The organism is Marinobacter sp., from assembly GCF_048266785.1.
Lineage (GTDB): Bacteria > Pseudomonadota > Gammaproteobacteria > Pseudomonadales > Oleiphilaceae > Marinobacter.
In genome coordinates, this window is the sequence record NZ_JBLWYX010000002.1 from 137737 (window position 1) to 155448 (window position 17712).

Consider the following 17712-nt stretch of genomic DNA (forward strand, 5'->3'; position numbering starts at 1 on the left):
GCAATATAGAAATGTTGAGGGGGAACAATGATAAAAATGACATGTAGTACATGTGCACAGAATGATCATGTTTTTAAAGGCATTCGTAAATGATTGAGTTCGTTTCTCAGAGTAAAAAAAGCAACCTGATTCTATTTGTGCATGGGTTCTGCGGCGGGGAGGCAACTTGGCGAAACGGGGGGGGGCGCTCATTCCCTGAATTATTTTCCGATGACCCAGAGATATCAGAAAAATACGACATTGCGCACTTTTTATACTTTACCAAGTTGTTAAATCTTTTTGCGAAAGCCGGTAAAGTTTCAACTTTTGTTAAGCGTATGTTTCGGACTTCACATGGGAAGCTTGCCAGCAACATAAGTATTGAAGAGATTGGAAGCTTACTTAGAACTGAAATTCGATTCAGACTACAAACATACGACAATGTTATCGTTGTTGCTCACAGCATGGGAGGATTGGTAACCAAAAGCGCTATAACAAAAGATATAGAAGAAAAAATCCCACCAAAGATTAAACTCTTTATCTCTCTAGCTGTACCCCACCAAGGCGCCGAGTCAGCAACTTTTGGTAAACTAATCAGCGATAATCTGCAAATTGAAGGGCTTTCTCCACTCAATGATTTTATTCATAGAATAAACGACGAATGGCTGAAAACCAGCTTAAGACCTACTACAAAGTATTTTTATGGAGTCCATGACTCGGTCGTTAAGAAGACAAGCTCTGTACCAATAGACAAAGAAAAATCAGATGCAATATCGGTAGATGAGGACCACACCAGTATTACTAAACCTGAAAGCCAGAGCAGTACAACCTTTATCGCAATCAAACAAATCATATTGGATTTTGAAAATAACGATCCTGGTATATCAGCTTTAGAGATTAAACAGCTTGAAGACGAAACAGAATTTGACGACGAGCTGTTTGTCTTAAAATTAATCTCTGCAGACATACACAACACTACAGTAAGAGAAGCCAAAGAAGCTTTTCTAAATGCAGAGTACATAAGGAAATTTTTCAGCAACACTTCGGATCAAAAACGGCTAGCTGAGTTATACAAAAAAATACGCAAGGTTTATCAAAATAGTTATACAAAGTATATCCACGACGGCATTCCAAACTCTGGATTATTGCTGGCAGATGTACATGAAACTATAATAAAAGAAGACAAAGTATTTCTAAATACATTTATTCTATTTATAAACGCTATTCATAAACAAGGTATGCTTCACCAACTCGCCAACTCAGAAGATGAAAACATTTGGTGGGTAAAGGATGGCTCGGCAGACTCATTGCGCAGCCTCATTACGGAGGTCAAGAGTGAATAAACTGCCATATATTCAGCCAGAGCGGGAGCTGCACTACAACTTAGGAATACTTATTCTTATACTATGTAATCTTGCGCAAACAGCACGAAACAAGAAAGTACTAACAATTGACAAAATGCAATCGTTCTATTTCTTGGTTACTAGGCCGGCCTTCTTAAACAAAGTCCTAATGCTGGCAAACAAGCGTCAAATTGTTATTGATGACGTTGATTATTACACCGTGGATACGCTTTCAGTAAGTGTCGATGAACTTTTTGATCGCGAGCGGCTTCTGACAATGATACAAATACTTTCATCTAAAAAATATTTGTCGTCAGAATATTCTAACTCAGAAGGTTTTTTGTTTGATCTAACTGACACAGGAAAATATATCGCAAGTAAGTTAGAAGATGGGTATTTCCGGAAGATTCGGCTGTTTATTGAACGGCTTTCATCGCTTCAGTCACAGAGCCCAAGCAAGCTTAACGGGTATATAAGTACAGTATTAAAGCAGGGAGTATAATGAATCTTTCTCAAGGCTTACTTTTAAAAAATTTGATACTGAACGGGCACAGAAAAGATTATCGAGTTACTTTTCATCCCGGAATAAATATAATCTACGGGGATGCTGATACAGGAAAGTCAAGTATATTGAGACTTGTATACTACCTTCTCGGAGGAAAGCAAATTAAGCTCGATGAAGAGATTTCTTCATCTGTAAAATATGCAGTTCTTGAAATAAATATAAATGGAACTCCCTACTGCATTAGCAGAGATATTTTCAATCCAGCCAGAGATATTGACGTATATTCTTGTTCGTACCTTGAAATATCAAACTCCTTTCCTGAAAAATACAAGTCCAGCGTTACCAAGGGAGATGATCAAGCTAAAAGTTTTTCTGAATTTCTTCTTGAAGCGCTAGAACTGCCCGCCGTTCGATTAAAGCAGGCTCCAACAAAAGATTCATCAGGAACTGCCAGGCTGAGTTTTCTCGACTTATTCAAGTTTATCTACTTAGATCAAGACGATGTAGGTAGTACGCACATGTTAAATATTGGAAACCATGTGCTCGAAACAAAAAATAGGGAGGTCTTCAGATACATATTCAATGTTCTTGACTCTGGGATTTCTGAAATAGAAGTAGATATTGTAAGTAAAACGCAAGAAAAAACGCAGCTTTCAAATCAGTACCTTGCAATAAGTAATTTTTTATCTCAGACGGAATTCAAAAGCGCTGAGGATTTAGATGAAGAAATAAGCAGCTTAGACCACGTCAAAATCGAAGTTCAAATCCAACTTTCAGATTTAAACAAACGGATGACAAGCGATAATGAGCTATACGAAGGCCTTAAAGATGCGCTAAACACGATTAATTTGAATATTGAGCAACAGGAAGACGGAAGAAGTAGAGCTTTACGAAGCATTGAAACGTTTAGTCGACTCCTCAATGATTACCAGAATGATATTGATAAGATTGAATCAAGCCTCTCTGCCAAAGAGATCATCGGAAGGAAGATAGAGGAACAAACAAGCTGTCCTGTGTGCGAGACCATTATCGACATTGGTGATATATCTGAGAAGTTTGATATTCCGAGTGATGCGCGCTTAAAAGTCGAGTTAACATCGATCAGAAGAAGGTCGAGGGATCTCAAACAGTTAATCTTTGATAATAGATCAGATTTGGACTCCGCTAACTCTATTCTTGCCGAACTATACCTCGAGAAGAATAAAGCCAGACAAATAATGGATGAAGAGCTTGCGAATTCAATATCACCTTATCTGGCCGAACGGGACGCAATAGTCAAAGAGTTAGCACAACTTGGTGAGCGTAGAGAAAAGGCGGTTCATTCTTTGCGAGTAAGGAATAAACAAGCGACACTCGCCGACCAGATAGAGCGCTTAAAAGGGACGATCGAAAAACTAAAGATCAAACTGGATGAGCTAAAAAATGACGCTCCATCACTTGATAATGTGCTAAAGGATCTTGGTGTAGATATCAATAAGTTTATTCAGAAAGTAAAGATAAAGAACCATTATGGCGTGGGTATTGACGAAAAGACATTTTTTCCAAAAGTTAGAAATATTGAATACAGAAAAATTAATTCAGGCGGACTTAGAACAATTGTTTCTATCGGATATCTTGCGTCTATTTTGTTGCAGAAATTGCGCAAAGAGACAAATATCCCAGGATTATTAATGATCGATACAGTAGGAAAGTTCTTGGGGAAAACTCCTGAAGATTCCGATGATGCTCAAAATGAAAGTTCCAATGATGTTGACGGTGTCGCAGACCCAGAGAAATACAGGAATTTATTCGATGCATTGGTTGCAGTTGCCGAAGAGTTCGATGATAAAGGCAAGCTTTGTCAGATTATACTAGTAGACAATGATATCCCCCGTGATGTTGCTTACGAAAACAAAGGTTTTGAAATATCACACTATAGGTCTAACGGTATCAATGGGCTTCCGGTCGGCCTAATCGATGACTGGGATTCAATAACAAGATAATGACGTGAAAAAATGTAACAAGCGCATGTTGTCGGACTGATTTTCCGCTACGCTCCAAACCAGCCGAAAATGCGAGCGTTACACCTCTTTAGGCATTATGAAGAATTGAGAAAATAAATGTTAAAGAAAGTTGTTCCCCTTGCTACGGCTTTAGCTATGCTTTTTGTTGCTGTGGCTTGTTATTCCTACTTTGACCAGTTTTCGGGTGATTTTAGCCCTAATTCTTCCGACTGGGGGGATTTTGGTTCATATATTGGCGGAACGGTAGGTGCTCTATTTGCTTCATTATCTTTTTTAGCGTTACTTTATACGGTTTTTTTGCAAAGAGAAGAGTTAACTACTGCGATCAGGGCTCTTGAAGATGGAGTTGAATCACAGAGAAAGCAGGTAGAAAACCATGAAGCTCAGAAGTTTGAAGCTACATTTTATTCTTTGTTAAATTTGCATAATCGAGCTGTCAAGGAGCTGGATTTTAAATTTATTGATTTGAGTGGCTACCTTCATAACCTAGAGACCGATGATAGTGTAGGTGTTAATAGTTACTTGTCAGGGCGGCAGGAACACATATTACAGAATGTCGAGTTGTCACAGTACTTTCGGGTCCTATATCAGTTGTTGAAGTTTATAGCTAAAAACAATATTAGAAATAAAGAGAAGGAGTTTAGTGAGTTATCTCTAGGGTGTAGAGATACAATTAAAAAGTACGAAAATGACGAAAAAATGTATGCAAGCCTAGTAAGGAGCTTTGTCCCTGTAAAATTACTTCCAGTCATCGCTTTAAACTGTATTCCTACTTATTCTGGACTAAATAATTTGCAAAAATATTGGGCTTTGCTGGAAAGGTATAGTTTCTTGGAGCACATGCGATTAGATCATCTGCCTATAAATATGTCTACTTTCCTGATTTTTGATCGCTACTCTTATGCAATGGGCGAGAAAGGTCAAAATGTGATCGAAGACCTAGTTCGTAAGCTCAAGTCGAAATATTCGAAGCAATTCCAAAATGATTTAGTGGACGGCGGCTATTTACATGCGTATGCAGACCACGTGTAGAGGTTTAACAAGTGCGTGCACGGGATGTCAAAAAGCTACGCTTTCGCCACCAGTGACGCAGGCGTTGAGGCATCCGAGTTACAACTGTTTCAGGAGGTTAGTTATGAGAAAATCATATAAGCCGGGGGACACAGCATCCTCTGGATATGTCATTGATGAGGTTTTGGGAGAGAGCAAAATTGCATGTGTATTTACCAGTACTGATAATCAAATACGCTGGGAGTATCGCGCCAATGGAGGTGTGCCTTTGGAGGAGCATGGCGCGATGATTTTGCACTTCGACTTAGTGCTTTATAAGATAAAGACACTCAATCTAGATCTGGAAAAGAAGAAACCTCTGTATTTGTTGGCTGGAAAGTTACTTTTCTCCGGTTTAAATGGACACGTCAACACTGAACCGGTTGTTCTTTTTAGAGAGGTTGAAACGGAAATAGAAAAAAATAGGACGCCTTCTGAATTGGCCGTCGACAATTTTGATCTAGCAATTATTTGCGCATTAACGGATATTGAGCTGACATCAATATTAAACTTGACGGACTGGGAACGTATGCCGGTGGCAAAAAACGATCCTCAAACATACTATCGGTCTAAATGGAAAACCATGAAAGGCCGTGAATTGAATGTTATTGTAGCATCCCCAAATCACATGGGAGTTTCATGCTCAGGCGTACTCGCAGCAAAGCTGATTTGGAAATATAAGCCGAATGTGGTTGCGATGACAGGAATAGCGGCTGGTGTGAGATCAGACAAGCAAGGTTTTGGTGACATTATTATTGCTGATCAAACATACGACTTTGGCTCCAGCAAGGTTGTAGATGCAGACGGGGGTTCCAAAATATTTCCTTCATCCAACCCTCTTGCCACAAATTCTCGCGCCTTAGGTATATTAAAAGAATGGAAGAGGGAAAGAACTAATTTAGACTCTATAAAGAAAGGGTGGCCAGCACTACAGCCAAGAACAGATTTGAACATTCATGTGGGGCCGCTCTTCACGTCACCACTAGTTTTGGACTCAAAGAGCAGTATTCAGTCTTTGATGGAGAGTTCTCGAAAGCTGGCTGGCATTGAAATGGAGTCGCACGCAGTTCATAGAGCCTGTAACGACACCATTGAACCTCCGCCAATTTTTCTTTGCCTCAAAGCGATCTGCGATTTCGCAGAAGATAAGGTAGATGATTGGCAGCATTATGCGGCTTATGTATCTGCAGTACTTCTGAAAAAGTTTATAGAAGAAGAATGGGAGTCATTGAGTGTCAATGCCTAACCAAGCCAATCACGGCGACAGCTTTTCCGTTGCGGCTTCGCCTCCACTACAAAACCACGCGTGTTGGCGGCGTTATCACACAGGGAGGTGAATCAATGATCCAATCTGGTAGCTGCCTTTGCGGTGGCGTCCAATATGAAATAGCAGGCAACCTTAGCGACGTTTACAACTGCCATTGCTCCATGTGCCGCAAGCTCCATGCAGCGGCTTTTCGAACCTGTGCAAAGGTACCGGCTGTTGACTGGAGAACCGTCAGAGGTAAGGAGCTGCTAAAAACCTACGAATCTTCGCCGGGAGAGTTCAAGGTTTTTTGCGTAAACTGTGGGTCAAGTATTCATACGAAGTTCGATTCTAATCCGGAAGTCTATGCTCTCCCATTGGGCACCCTTGACACCGACCCAGGTGTACGCGCAGACCGCCATGTTTTCGTGGGCAGCAAGGCTCCTTGGTTCGAGATTACAGACGATTTGCCCCAATTCACTGAGAATGACTGAGGCAGTGATAACAAACCCGCGTAAGGCGGAACGTGCGCACTCGTGCGGATTAAAGGCGGAGATCAGGCCGTGGATCTGTGTTGGTGAATAAAACCTGAGATAGGCAACTGTCTCAATATTTTCATTACTTTCGATCATGCACCAGCCTCACAAGAGCAAGGTTTGGAGTAACAATGTCCATCGGGTTGCTTGCCACACTGTTTGCTGGCCAGGGCAGCTTCACACAATCTGAACACAGGGCCAGGTTGGGGGGTGGCCGCTTGACGGGGCTCAGTTACAGCCAGCATATCGGGACTGCCAGGGTTTGTTTCACCTGCAGTAATTAATGCAGGTGTTTCCGGCGCCTTTGCAGCCACTGCAGTTCCGCTCCCCGGCCCACCTCCCGAATTCATCCGCACCACCGGCCCGGAAACGGTTACGCCACTCGAATCCACCTTCACAAAGCTGCCACCGGCTTTCAGGGTCACTTCCGCACCAGCTTCGATAACTATCTTCATACCCGCTTTATGGTGGATTTCATTGCCGGCTTCTATGAGCTGGCCTTTGCCGAATTTGCTGTGGTGGCTGCCGTTAACGGTGAGGCTGTAGTCGCCGCCGATCTTCTCTCGGTGTTCTCCATCGACAGTGGTGTGATCGTTTGTTTTGACGTGGCTGAACCGGTCGTTCTCAACGGTCAGATGGCTGTCGTTTTTGATGACTTCGGTGCGGTTGTTTTCCGTGAGCAGGTCCAGATCCTTCTGGGCGTGGATGTAGATCTGTTCTTTGTTCGCTTCGTCTTCAAAGCGCAGTTCGTTACTGCCTTCACCCTTGTGGGTCTGGGTTTTCAGGGTGGTGCGGGTTTTATGCTCTGGCAGCGGGTAGGGCGGTGTATTGGCTGCGTGGTGTGTTCTTCCCGTGATGATGGGCTGATCCGGGTCGCCATCAAGAAAGGAAACGATCACTTCGTGGCCAATTCTTGGCAGCGCCATGAAACCATATTGTCCGCCGGCCCAGCCCTGGCTGACGCGCAACCACGCGCTGCTGTGTTCGTTATTTTCGCTGCTCTCTACCTCATTTGGCCGCCGGCGCCTATCCCAGGGGAAACGCACTTTTACCCGACCAAATTCGTCACAGTGAATCTCTTCACCCTCGGGGCCGGTAACCGTGGCAATTTGCGGGCCGCCCATCAGTGGGCGGTGATCGCACAGTGGTCGCCAGGTTTTATTAGCTGGAACAGCGTTGAACAGGTTGTGATAGGTGGTCGGCCGAGATCCGCCTTCTTCTGCTAGCGCCTGGGGCTGCTCGCCCACGTGGGTGATGGCGGTAAGCAGCCAGTCGCGGTTTAGCCTGGCGCTGTCGTGGTGGGTGAGTTCCACTTTGGCACCGCAGGTGAAATCCGGGCGGCTGCTTTCGCCGTTGGCGGTGTTGGCGTCGTTTCTGAGGGCATCCAGCCGGGCTTCGGTAAACGGCTGGCCGCTGGCGTCGGCTTTGAATCGGCCAGGGTAGTCGAAGTGTTGGTAATCCTGTCGTTGATTGGCGCTGGCTGCGCTCTGTTCGTGCATGAGGGCATAGGCGGGGTTTTTGAAGGTGTAGTCCTTCATGGCCACGGAGGCAGCGCGGACTCGTTCTTTGTAGCGGAAACGGAACACGGCCGGTTGTTTGGTGCTGCCGCCGGCTTTGCCGTTGTATTCGGCAGCTTCCAACCGTGGTGCGTCGCCGTGGTGGTCGGCAAGGATCAAGCCGGGCTGTTCGTTCCCGTCTACGCTGCCGTGCTGGTAACGGTAATGCCAGCCTTCCTCTGCGGCCAGTCGCTCAATAAACGCCAGGTCGCTTTCCCGATGCTGGACGCAGTATTCCCGCTCTTGGGGTGCACGCTTGAGGTCAAACTTCGAATCCACAATACCCCGCTCTTCCAGCAGGGTGCGCACGATGGTGTCAGTGGTTTGAGTCTGGAAGATGCGGCTGTTGTGCATCAGCCCCAAGCGCCACAGGGGCGGCTGAATGATCAGCTCGTAGCGAGTGCGACGGTGGCCTGTGTCGCCTCGGGCAAACTCGTTCACCACGCCGGTAAAGCGGCGAAGGGGGGTGCTGTCCTGCCAAACCATCAGATCGACCGGCTGTTCCAGTACGTCAGAAGCCTGAATTCCGGGGTCTGTGCTGGCCAGGATCAGGCGGCCATGAAAAAGCTGCGAGAGGCCTTCGGTCAGTGCAAAGCTGACGACAGAGAACATATCCGAGGGAAGTTCACCGACACGCGCAGTGAACTGCAATCCGTTTGCCTGAGGCATATCTTCAATCCTTGAAGGTATGTTTATTTAGTGATAAATCTGCTCGGAAAGTTACCAGTGCTGGTCTGGAAAATCCAGTGGTGAGGCTATGCTTTCACGCATACGAAGATCGCGTTTCCTGATGCCTTGTCCCAAGGGATGATCTTTTCATAGTCGTGCTCAAGGATATGGACGTCAAAACAGGGCTGCAGGATTTTTGTCAGTTCTTCAAAACTCAAAGCCACCATAGGATGTTCGTCATCCCAGGATTGCGTGATGCCTTCGGTCGTTTTCGTGATACTGAGTTTGAGAAATTGCTTCTCGCCCTCGCCACAGTAGTTCCATGCGGAGCTGAAAGTGAAGAAGCTGTTCCCTTGTGTTGCGGTGTGCCTCTCAAGCAGGTTGTTATCTATTCTGTTTTTATCAACGGAGTTAAAGCAGAACACACCGCCAGGTTTTAGTGCGCGATGTGCGCTGGTAATGCATTGCTTCAGCTTTTCAATGCCGTCGCTGTAGTGGATGGAGTACAGGAAGCAGGTGATTATATCCAGAGGTTCATCAACCTGAAAATCGCACATATCCCCTAATGAAAACTGCGCTTCTGGGCAACGGGCTTTCGCCTGTTCCAGCATGGGCTGGTTTATGTCCAGGCCGCTGCTTTGGTACCCGAAATCAATAAAGTGGTGAATATGAGGGCCGGTCCCGCAGGCCAGGTCCAGGTGACCAGGCCCTTCGTTGCCGAAAAGCTGGTGCAGCCTCTGAGCGCCGTAGCTTTGCGCATGGTAGTTGATGTCTGCACACATCAGGTTGTAATAGCCAGAGAGGTCGGTATACAGATAATTAGAGGACATGGCAGCCTGACAGTTTTAGCGGAAACACGATATGGCGGCGCATCGTAAACCAATCGGACGTGTTTGCGAAGCAGATAAAATGATTGCCCGGAGCTAGCTTGCCTCCGCAGCTTCGTGCCTGGGATTTCTGGGGTAATAGCGTTCCGGCAGCCGTTCGATGTGCGGGAAGAACCGGGTGTCTTTGTAGGGCATTTTCATAAAGCCAGACACACCCAGCCCGGTAATCTGATCTACAGCAGCCAGGATTTCGTCCAGCCGCTGTCGAAATTCGTCTTCCTTTTCCGGATCCAGCAGGCGGTACTGGCTGTGGATTTTGAGATGCCGGGGCAGGGCTTCGAAGATAATCATGCCGGTGTGGTGAATGGTGTTGAGCGCTTCCAGGGATTTGATGATGGTTTGTGGCAGTACCAGAAACTCCTCCGGGTCCGGCCCGTCCTCAAAGTAAGAGTGCACCCGTGAACGGTCTTCCACTTCCGGCGCCGTGCTCACTTGATAGGGCAGTCGCATCTCGGGTGGCGCAATGAACGGCTGCTCAGGCTCATCGCGCTCGATGTGCAGGGTGTCCCGGGCGTTGAACAGGCAGCTTTTGAAGATGCCCTGGCGATAGATGGCCTGAGCCAGGTTGACCATGTTGTTTACGGCCGTGGTGAAGGCGTTTTTAAGTTCCGGGTCGTGCAGGTTCAAAGAGGTATCCACGTAGATACCATCAGGCTCCCAGCGCACAGCGAGCCCGCCTTCTACCGGATAACGGCCAAGCCGGCTGACGGCGGCGAGGAAGGCTTTTTCGGTTTCTCCCATGCCCTGCATGAAGTTCTTGTAGTAGCGATCCAGCTGCACGTCGTTGACGTCGTTCAGGGTTTCGGGCGCACCTTCCTGTCGCAGAAAAGATTTTCGGGAACTGTACACCACGGTGTCGATTTCCCGTTCGGAGACTCGCGTCCAGATGGGCACGAGAGGTATGGGTGCGGGTTCGGGCAGGTCGATCATCACCGTACGACCCATGCGCGGCATCTCTTTCAGATAATGGTCGCCGGCCCGCATGCGCAGTGCGGGATCAGGATCCAGCATGCCATCCAGCATGCGGGCAAATTCCATGGGTAAGCCAAGCGAGGTGGCGGGTATGGCCAGGTGGCCAAAGCGGCAGGACTGCCCGGAGGCCAGCGCATAAAGAGTGGCTGCCGCACCCTGCTCGTCAAATCTTGGAGACGACAGGCCGCCATACAATTGCTCTTCGCCAATAAAATAAACATCGCCCAGGCGTGCGTTGGTCTGCTGCAGGTTGTCGGACATCAGCTCCATCACGCTGGGGCTGAGGAACTGCTGGTTGGCGTCCAGCTGGGCAAATACCGAGGAGCCCCAATCGATCAGCGCAATGTTCTCGGTCTTTGCATCAAACACCAGATTGGACGGTTTGATATCACCGTGCACGATGGGGCGTTGTCCGCTATCGGATTCACGCCGCAGATTGCGCAGGATATCGGCTAACTGATCGGCGATTCGGATAATCAGGCGCGGGCTGAGCCGACCTTGCTGGAGGGACACTTCTTCCAGGTTAAAGCCGGGTGCCCGCTCCATGACCAGAATAGGCTGGCTGCCGGCGCGGTGGAAGGCGACCAGGCCGGGCACCCGGGGGTGCTCTACCTGTTCCAGAATATAAGCTTCGTCTTCCAGCCGGTCGTGTAGGTGCTGGGGCAGGGTGATGCGGGTGAACTTGAACACATGGTCAAGATCGCGCGCGCCCTCCAGAGGCAGCCTGCCGGCAAACACAAAACCGTAGGCGCCCTTTCCGATCATCGAGATGTCGGCGTAGCCCATCTGCCTGAGCTGGGTTGTGCATAGCTCAACCCAGTCTTTCAGCTTTCTCGCATCGTCGTGGCTGAGCAGGTAAACCGACTGCTCTTCCGGGATGTAGAATTGCTGCAGCTGTGCCGGTTGCGACATCTGCGATGACGGGTCTGGTGGCGCCATTGCGGTCAGCCCATGTGGAGGAGCATGGATTGCGGTGACTCCAGATAGCTCTTCCACAGATTATTGAATCGGGCAATGGTGCCGCCATCAATAATGCGGTGATCGCCCGCCCAGCTGATTGTCATGATCGCGCGTTCTACCACCTGCCCATTCGCATCAAAACGCGGCAGCTTCTGGGTACGCCCCAGAGCCACAATAGCCACTTCCGGAGCATTGATGATGGGTGCGGCGTAGGTGCCTCCCAGTGCGCCAATATTGGAAATGGTAATGGTGCCGCCTTTGAGATCCGCCTGGCTTACCCGGCCTTCCCGGGCCGCTTCGGTCAGCCGGGTTACCTCGTCCGCAATCTCCAGCAGGGTAAGCTGGCCCACGTTTTTAACGTTCGGCACAAGCAGTCCGATTTTGCTGTCCACGGCCATGCCGACGTTGCACTGGGGCTGGTAGTGGATCTCGGTGACTTCCTCGTTGAGCTGGCTGTTGAGTACCGGATATTCGCGCACCGCGAGTGCGATGGCCTTCATGATGAACGGCATGAGCGTGAGGCGAGAGCCCCGGGCTTCGGCTTCCGGCTTGAGTTGCTGGCGCAGGCTCAGCAATTCGGTGACATCAATGTCTTCACTGAAGATGAAGTGTGGAATGGTGGTTGCCGAAGCCACCATGCGCTTGGCCATAACGGCCTGCATGCCTTTGATCGGCTCGATGCGGACTTCCTGATTTTGCGCTTCAGGTCTCTGTGCTCTGCCTGCTGAGGCGGATGAACCGCCAGATGCAGGCTGCTCCAAATGGGTCAACACATCGGCCTTGAGGACGCGGCCATCTTTGCCTGAGCCCTGGATATTCTCCAGCGTCAGTTCGTTCTCGCGAATCAAGCGGCGCACAGCGGGGCTGGCGGGAGTTCGCTCCCCGTCTTGCCGCGCCGACGGGGCTGCTGAGGCGACCGTTTCTGCGCGGTCAGGGCTTTTCTTCGGCTCCGCCCGCTTTGCCTCTGGCTCAGCGCTTTTGCCTTCGTCACTGGCTTTGGCCGGTTCACCCTCGCCCTCACCGCTTTCATCAACCAGTTCAAACAGCGGTGCGTGCACCTTGGCTATGTCGCCTTCTTTCCAGTACAGGCGGGTTACCCGGCCCTTGTAAGGCGCGGGAATTTCTACCAGGGCCTTGTCGGTCATCACTTCTGCGACCGGCTGATCTTCTTCGATCAGATCACCTTCACTCACCAGCCATTTGACCAGTTCACATTCCACGATACCTTCGCCGATATCGGGCAGTATAAAATCACTCATAATTGTTCTCCTGTCCTGATATCAGTCTAGAATTCGACGCTTTCCCGAATGGCCTCATAGACCTTCAGGTGATTGGGGAAGTGCTCTTTCTCAAGCACCAGCGGGAAGGGTGTGTCCATCCCGGCGACCCGTGCGATCGGTGATTCCAGATAGAGGAAGCAGCGTTCCTGGATAGTGGCGGCTATCTCGCCGGCAAAGCCGCCCGTCAGGGGTGCTTCGTGGGTGATTACCAGCCGCCCGGTTTTCAACACCGATTCGGCGACGGTTTCCACGTCCCAGGGCAGGATTGTGCGCAGGTCAATGACCTCGCAGGAGAAGCCTTCTTTTTCTGCCATCTCGACGGCTTTGTCGATGACTTCCATCTGAGCGCCCCAGCCCAGCACGGTCACACCGGTGCCTTCCTTCAAGACTTCGGCTTCGCCTATGGGCAACTCGTATTCGCCTTCCGGCACCTCGCCAACAGAGGCCCGGTACAGGCGTTTTGGCTCAAAGAACAGAGTAGGGTTCGGATCGTTGATGGAAGCCAGCAACAGGCCTTTGGCCTGATGAGGGTTGCGCGGCACCACAACTTTCAGGCCCGGTGTGTGGGCGAAATAGGCTTCCGGAGATTGGGAGTGGTAAAGGCCACCGGCTATACCGCCGCCGTAGGGCGTTCGGATGGTTAAGCCGCCCACATCGAACAGGTTGCCCGAGCGGTAGCGGAATTTCGCTGACTCGTTAACAATCTGGTCGAACGCCGGGAATATGTAGTCTGCAAACTGGATTTCGGCCACCGGGAAGGAACCCTGAGCTGCCAGCCCGTTGGCGAAACCGATAATGCCCTGTTCTACCAGAGGTGTGTTGAAGCAGCGATCTTTGCCGTACTTCTGTTGCAGATTGCTGGTGGCGCGGAATACGCCACCAAAAACACCCACATCCTCACCAAAGCACAGGACCCGGTCGTTGGCAGCCATCGCGATATCAAGCGCATCGTTGATGGCTTGCAGCATGTTCATCTTGGCCATGTTATGCCCCTCCCTGAACGTGAGCAGCCGACTTGGGATACTCATCCGGATATTTGCGAATGTGTGCTTTGAGTTTTTCAAACTGCGCGTTCAGCAACGGAGGCACTTCGTCGTAAACGTCCGTTATCAGGGTTTCCAGCGGGGGTGGTGGGAGCTTCTGGGCACGCTTCATGGTTTCAAGCACTTCACGGCGCAGGCGTTCCTGCAACTCTTTCTCTTCAGCGTCGCTCCACCATTTTTTCTTCGTGAGCCAGTTTTGCATGCGCAGGATGGGGTCTTTTTCACGCCACACGGCCTCTTCGTCCTTGCTGCGATAGCCGGAAGGGTCGTCGGATGAAGAATGGGCAGCCAGGCGATAGGTCATCGCTTCGATCAGAACCGGGCGGTTCTCCTCCACCGCCAGCTTACGGGCGGCTTCGGTGGCCTGGTAAACGGCCAGAAGGTCGTTACCGTCTACACGTATGGTGTCCATTTTGTAGCCAAAGCCCCGGGGTGCTATGCCATCGGCTGCAAACTGTTCAACGGCGGGAGTGGAAATGGCATAGCCATTGTTGCGGCAGAAGAAAATAGCGGGCACGCGATGCACGGTGGCCATGTTCAAGCCGGCGTGGAAATCGCCTTCCGAGGCTGCGCCTTCACCGAAATAGACAATGGTGCAGTGCCCGTCACCGGCCATTTTCTGGCCATAGGCATAGCCGGTAGCCTGGGGAATTTGCGTGGCTAACGGCGATGAGATGGTCATGTAGTTGAGTTTGCTGGAACCATAGTGAACCGGCATCTGGCGGCCTTTGCCGTAGTCCAGTTCATTGCCGAACAGCTGATTCATGAACTCGTCAATGGAGAAGCCGCGATAAGCCAGCGAGCCCTGCTCGCGGTATTGGGCCATGATCATGTCGGCGTCATCCAGCGCAGCAGTACTGCCAATAATGGCAGCCTCCTCGCCAGTACACTGCATGTAGAAGCTCAGACGGCCCTGGCGTTGGGCGCCAAGCATGCGCTCATCCAGTACGCGGGTGGTGACCATCGCGTGGTAGATGCGCAGAGCTTTTTCTTTGTCGATGTCAGGGGCTTTGCCGCCTTTGTAGAGCGAGCCGTCCTGTTTCAGAAGTTTAAACGTCGGAATGCGGTATTCCGCACCGTCCGTAAAAACAGGGGTATAAACGGTTTTGGATTTTGTTGTTGTCATAATCCTCGTCCTGGGGTGGTGGCTTGAGGAACAGAATGCCCCTTGTGAGGGCCTCGTTAGTTTCCGGAGCCTTGTTCTATCTGCAGGTGGTTTGCCAGAGTATAGAACGCTTTATGCAACCCTGCCGGTGTTGCGATGAGGCTCCTGTTGCCAGTTATTCCGGTTTGGGTAAAACCGGGTCAAACTGGATAAGGTTGACCTTAACGTAAAGTGCTGCTTTTGGGTAGTGTCAGTTGGGAGGGAGTTTCGGGCTGACGGCGAGGAAGATAGAAAGCCCGATTCAGAACGCAAGTGCACGCTGAATCGGGTTGCAGGAGATAGGTTTCAAATTACGGCATGACGTCCTTGGGGATGTCTATGTTCAGGTCTCGTATCTGTTCAATAAGCATCTTCCTGTAGCCGACAAGGTCTTTTATCATCACACCCCTGTAGGTTTCGACCTCATCTCCCGTATAGGGTTTGAAGTCTTTGGGAGCACTACTTCCTGCAATTCCATCGTCTTTGAGTATCCAGTTGAGCAACTCGGCCAACTGCTGGTTGTTAAGTGCCGACAGCGAAGAGCCCGGAACCCGTATGAGGAATTCCCGACCGCCTTCCACCTTCAGGAAATTCCCCACAAAACCTTTCATCATTGGCACATCGCTACGAGGCGCGCCTTCTCCATTGGTCAGATGGCATCCCAAACATTGCAGCTGATAATTCACCGCCGGTGAATAATTGGCTTCATGCAAAGGCGTCTGCCGGGCCTCGTTGCCAGGTGCGGGTTTTTGATTGGGGTCAGGAATAACCCGCGCCTCCCCCGAAGGGGAGACAAGGATCGAGGTTAAAGCCAAAACACAGAATATCGAGCGCATTGCCAAGCTCCTCAGGACGCCACGCCTTTAATAACGGATACTGTGCAGTTATAAACGTTACTGCTGGTGCCAAGGCACCAGTTGATATCATTGTTGTTGAAAGGCCGGTACATGGGCTCTTCGCTGTCGTTGCGTGTACAGGCGCATTGGGCGCAGCTGTGCTTGCCGCAACAGTCGTTGTAGGAAATGATGTAATCGATACCGTCGGCAGGGTTACGGCAGGTGCCGACCCAGGTAACCTGGGAGGCTTCTGTTCCTGGCGGGCAACTGGTCGCCGAGCCCCCACAACAACTGCATAAAAATCCGTCAACAGAACAATAGCGCCAGTAATCACAACTGGTGGGATCACCCGGGTCGCCCGCTGATGGCGCGCCGGCAGCGAGAGCCTTACCGGTTCTGTCGATAGGGAGAAGGGCTGGTGCAGCCACGCCCACCGCTAAAAATGAGCCAAATTTTGCGATGAACTGACGTCGCCCCGTTGTATTGGCTACATGGCGTGACGAGCGTTCAAAAAAACGATCAAGAAATTTCATTTTATTATTCTCCTTAATCAGGATGGTGTATGAATGCCCGGGGATTCAGTCTGAGTCTTTATGTAATCCTGAAGGGTTGATGAACCCAGTATTTCGGTTTCAAAGAGGCTGTCCAGATGTTCTCTGGAATTGACGAGGCCCTTGGCCTTGAGAGTGCCGGCCTGATCAATCAGCACCGCATACGGCAGCTTGCCAATCTGATAGGTCATGCCGACGTCAGGGCTCACGACATAGGTGGATTTTTCGAGTCCAGCCTGGGAGATGAGCTTGTCGTGCTCGAGGGCATCTCCATCACTCACATAGATCACGTCCAGATCTTTAATAGACCGGCTCATGGCCTTGATGGCTGGTATGAGCGACTTACAGATCGGACAGGTGGGAGAAAGGAAAAAGAGCAGAGTTGACCGTTCACCGGCATAGCCAATGTTGATCGGGCGTCCGAAACGGTCCGGTGCTGTAACCTGCGGTGCAGATTGGCCAACTTCAACGCCCTTATCGAGCATCAGTGCGCCGGCGGGGGCGATTCGTGAATGCAAAACGCCTATTTGCCGGATAAGGCCAAGAAGCACCAAGGAACTGGCTATCAACAGCAGCCAAAGCAGAATGTTTGAAACGATGAGTGCTTGCATCTTATTTTTCTCCTGACAGTTTTAATAATAACGGCCTGTTGGCAATCCAGAGATCTGTAGCTGTGTAAAGCAGAATCAGGACGGTTCCCGCTGCAATCATGACAAAGTTGTCGTGCAGGCTAAGTGGCCGATCAAGCATGGGTAGCAGTGCGCCCAAAGCAACAACAGCCAGCAGCATGTTGCGAGCGAGCAGCGCGGGTTGTAGTGGCTGTCGCATTGCCGGGCCGGAGCATCCACAGTCGATATCTTTGCGGCCCCGGGCCAGATTAATAGCAATAGCCAGTGCGTAGAGGTTAATCAACAAAAAGGCCATAACGCCGGCGTAAGGCCTGCTGATGCTCCAGAGCAGGCCGGCAGCAATCAACAGTTCTGTGATCGGCAGGGCCCGAGCTGCGGCTGGCACCATCAGCCCCGGGATTAGCTCATACTCCTGCACCTGACGACGGAACCAGTTGGGGTGTCTGAGTTTATGGCTGGCAGCGCTGGCGAAGATAACGCTCAGCGCCAATGCCGCCGATGTACTGATAATAGGGTCTATCAT

The 17712-nt window shown here is 50.0% G+C and carries 16 protein-coding genes; 6 read left to right on the forward strand and 10 right to left on the reverse strand.

Translation table 11 applies throughout. The features are described from left to right. Nucleotides 1-89: 89 nt before the first annotated feature. The 6 genes from ACN0V1_RS04130 to ACN0V1_RS04155 all read left to right on the forward strand — a co-directional run bounded on the left by ACN0V1_RS04130 (nucleotide 90) and on the right by ACN0V1_RS04155 (nucleotide 6620). Nucleotides 90-1322 carry an ABC-three component system protein gene (locus tag ACN0V1_RS04130; RefSeq protein WP_417543781.1) on the forward strand — a complete coding sequence of 411 codons (1233 nt, stop codon included), beginning with the start codon at nucleotides 90-92 and terminating at the stop codon, nucleotides 1320-1322. Further along, nucleotides 1315-1824, forward strand: a complete 510-nt coding sequence (locus tag ACN0V1_RS04135) for an ABC-three component system middle component 4 (protein ID WP_417543782.1) — start codon at nucleotides 1315-1317, stop codon at nucleotides 1822-1824. Before ACN0V1_RS04130 ends, ACN0V1_RS04135 begins: the two co-directional genes overlap by 8 nt. Next, on the forward strand, nucleotides 1824-3809 hold the full coding sequence (locus ACN0V1_RS04140) for a hypothetical protein (protein ID WP_417543783.1): 1986 nt from the start codon (nucleotides 1824-1826) through the stop codon (nucleotides 3807-3809). The genes ACN0V1_RS04135 and ACN0V1_RS04140 overlap by 1 nt, the downstream gene beginning before the upstream one ends. A 117-nt stretch (nucleotides 3810-3926) precedes the next feature. After that, nucleotides 3927-4862 carry a putative phage abortive infection protein gene (locus tag ACN0V1_RS04145; RefSeq protein WP_417543784.1) on the forward strand — a complete coding sequence of 312 codons (936 nt, stop codon included), beginning with the start codon at nucleotides 3927-3929 and terminating at the stop codon, nucleotides 4860-4862. A 103-nt stretch (nucleotides 4863-4965) separates the two neighbouring features. Beyond that, nucleotides 4966-6126 (forward strand): hypothetical protein, encoded by a 1161-nt coding sequence (locus ACN0V1_RS04150; protein ID WP_417543785.1) that lies wholly within the window; start codon nucleotides 4966-4968, stop codon nucleotides 6124-6126. 182 nt (nucleotides 6127-6308) lie between these two features. Continuing rightward, complete coding sequence (locus tag ACN0V1_RS04155) at nucleotides 6309-6620, forward strand: GFA family protein (protein WP_417544043.1); 312 nt, start codon at nucleotides 6309-6311, stop codon at nucleotides 6618-6620. A 134-nt stretch (nucleotides 6621-6754) separates the two neighbouring features. Here ACN0V1_RS04155 and ACN0V1_RS04160 read toward each other — a convergent pair whose 3' ends face one another. The 10 genes from ACN0V1_RS04160 to ACN0V1_RS04205 all read right to left on the reverse strand — a co-directional run bounded on the left by ACN0V1_RS04160 (nucleotide 6755) and on the right by ACN0V1_RS04205 (nucleotide 17712). After that, nucleotides 6755-8887: a type VI secretion system Vgr family protein gene (locus ACN0V1_RS04160; protein WP_417543786.1), complete on the reverse strand. Its 2133-nt coding sequence runs from the start codon at nucleotides 8885-8887 to the stop codon at nucleotides 6755-6757. An 86-nt stretch (nucleotides 8888-8973) separates the two neighbouring features. After that, entirely contained in the window at nucleotides 8974-9717 is a 744-nt protein-coding gene (locus ACN0V1_RS04165; RefSeq protein WP_417543787.1) for a class I SAM-dependent DNA methyltransferase, read from the reverse strand. Between the two features lie 93 nt (nucleotides 9718-9810). After that, nucleotides 9811-11658 carry a protein kinase domain-containing protein gene (locus tag ACN0V1_RS04170; RefSeq protein ID WP_417543788.1) on the reverse strand — a complete coding sequence of 616 codons (1848 nt, stop codon included), beginning with the start codon at nucleotides 11656-11658 and terminating at the stop codon, nucleotides 9811-9813. A gap of 32 nt (nucleotides 11659-11690) precedes the next feature. Then, complete coding sequence (locus ACN0V1_RS04175; RefSeq protein WP_417543789.1) at nucleotides 11691-12965, reverse strand: 2-oxo acid dehydrogenase subunit E2; 1275 nt, start codon at nucleotides 12963-12965, stop codon at nucleotides 11691-11693. 26 nt (nucleotides 12966-12991) lie between these two features. Next, nucleotides 12992-13969 (reverse strand): alpha-ketoacid dehydrogenase subunit beta, encoded by a 978-nt coding sequence (locus ACN0V1_RS04180; RefSeq protein WP_417543790.1) that lies wholly within the window; start codon nucleotides 13967-13969, stop codon nucleotides 12992-12994. A 1-nt stretch (nucleotide 13970) separates the two neighbouring features. Further along, on the reverse strand, nucleotides 13971-15155 hold the full coding sequence (locus ACN0V1_RS04185) for a thiamine pyrophosphate-dependent dehydrogenase E1 component subunit alpha (protein WP_417543791.1): 1185 nt from the start codon (nucleotides 15153-15155) through the stop codon (nucleotides 13971-13973). Nucleotides 15156-15484: 329 nt separating this feature from the next. After that, entirely contained in the window at nucleotides 15485-16009 is a 525-nt protein-coding gene (locus ACN0V1_RS04190; protein ID WP_417543792.1) for a cytochrome C, read from the reverse strand. 11 nt (nucleotides 16010-16020) lie between these two features. Further along, nucleotides 16021-16542, reverse strand: coding sequence for a methylamine dehydrogenase light chain (locus ACN0V1_RS04195; RefSeq protein ID WP_339782376.1), 522 nt, complete (start codon nucleotides 16540-16542; stop codon nucleotides 16021-16023). 17 nt (nucleotides 16543-16559) lie between these two features. Beyond that, nucleotides 16560-17171 carry a methylamine dehydrogenase accessory protein MauD gene (mauD, locus tag ACN0V1_RS04200; protein WP_417543793.1) on the reverse strand — a complete coding sequence of 204 codons (612 nt, stop codon included), beginning with the start codon at nucleotides 17169-17171 and terminating at the stop codon, nucleotides 16560-16562. 1 nt (nucleotide 17172) lies between these two features. Continuing rightward, nucleotides 17173-17712 (reverse strand): MauE/DoxX family redox-associated membrane protein, encoded by a 540-nt coding sequence (locus ACN0V1_RS04205; RefSeq protein ID WP_417543794.1) that lies wholly within the window; start codon nucleotides 17710-17712, stop codon nucleotides 17173-17175.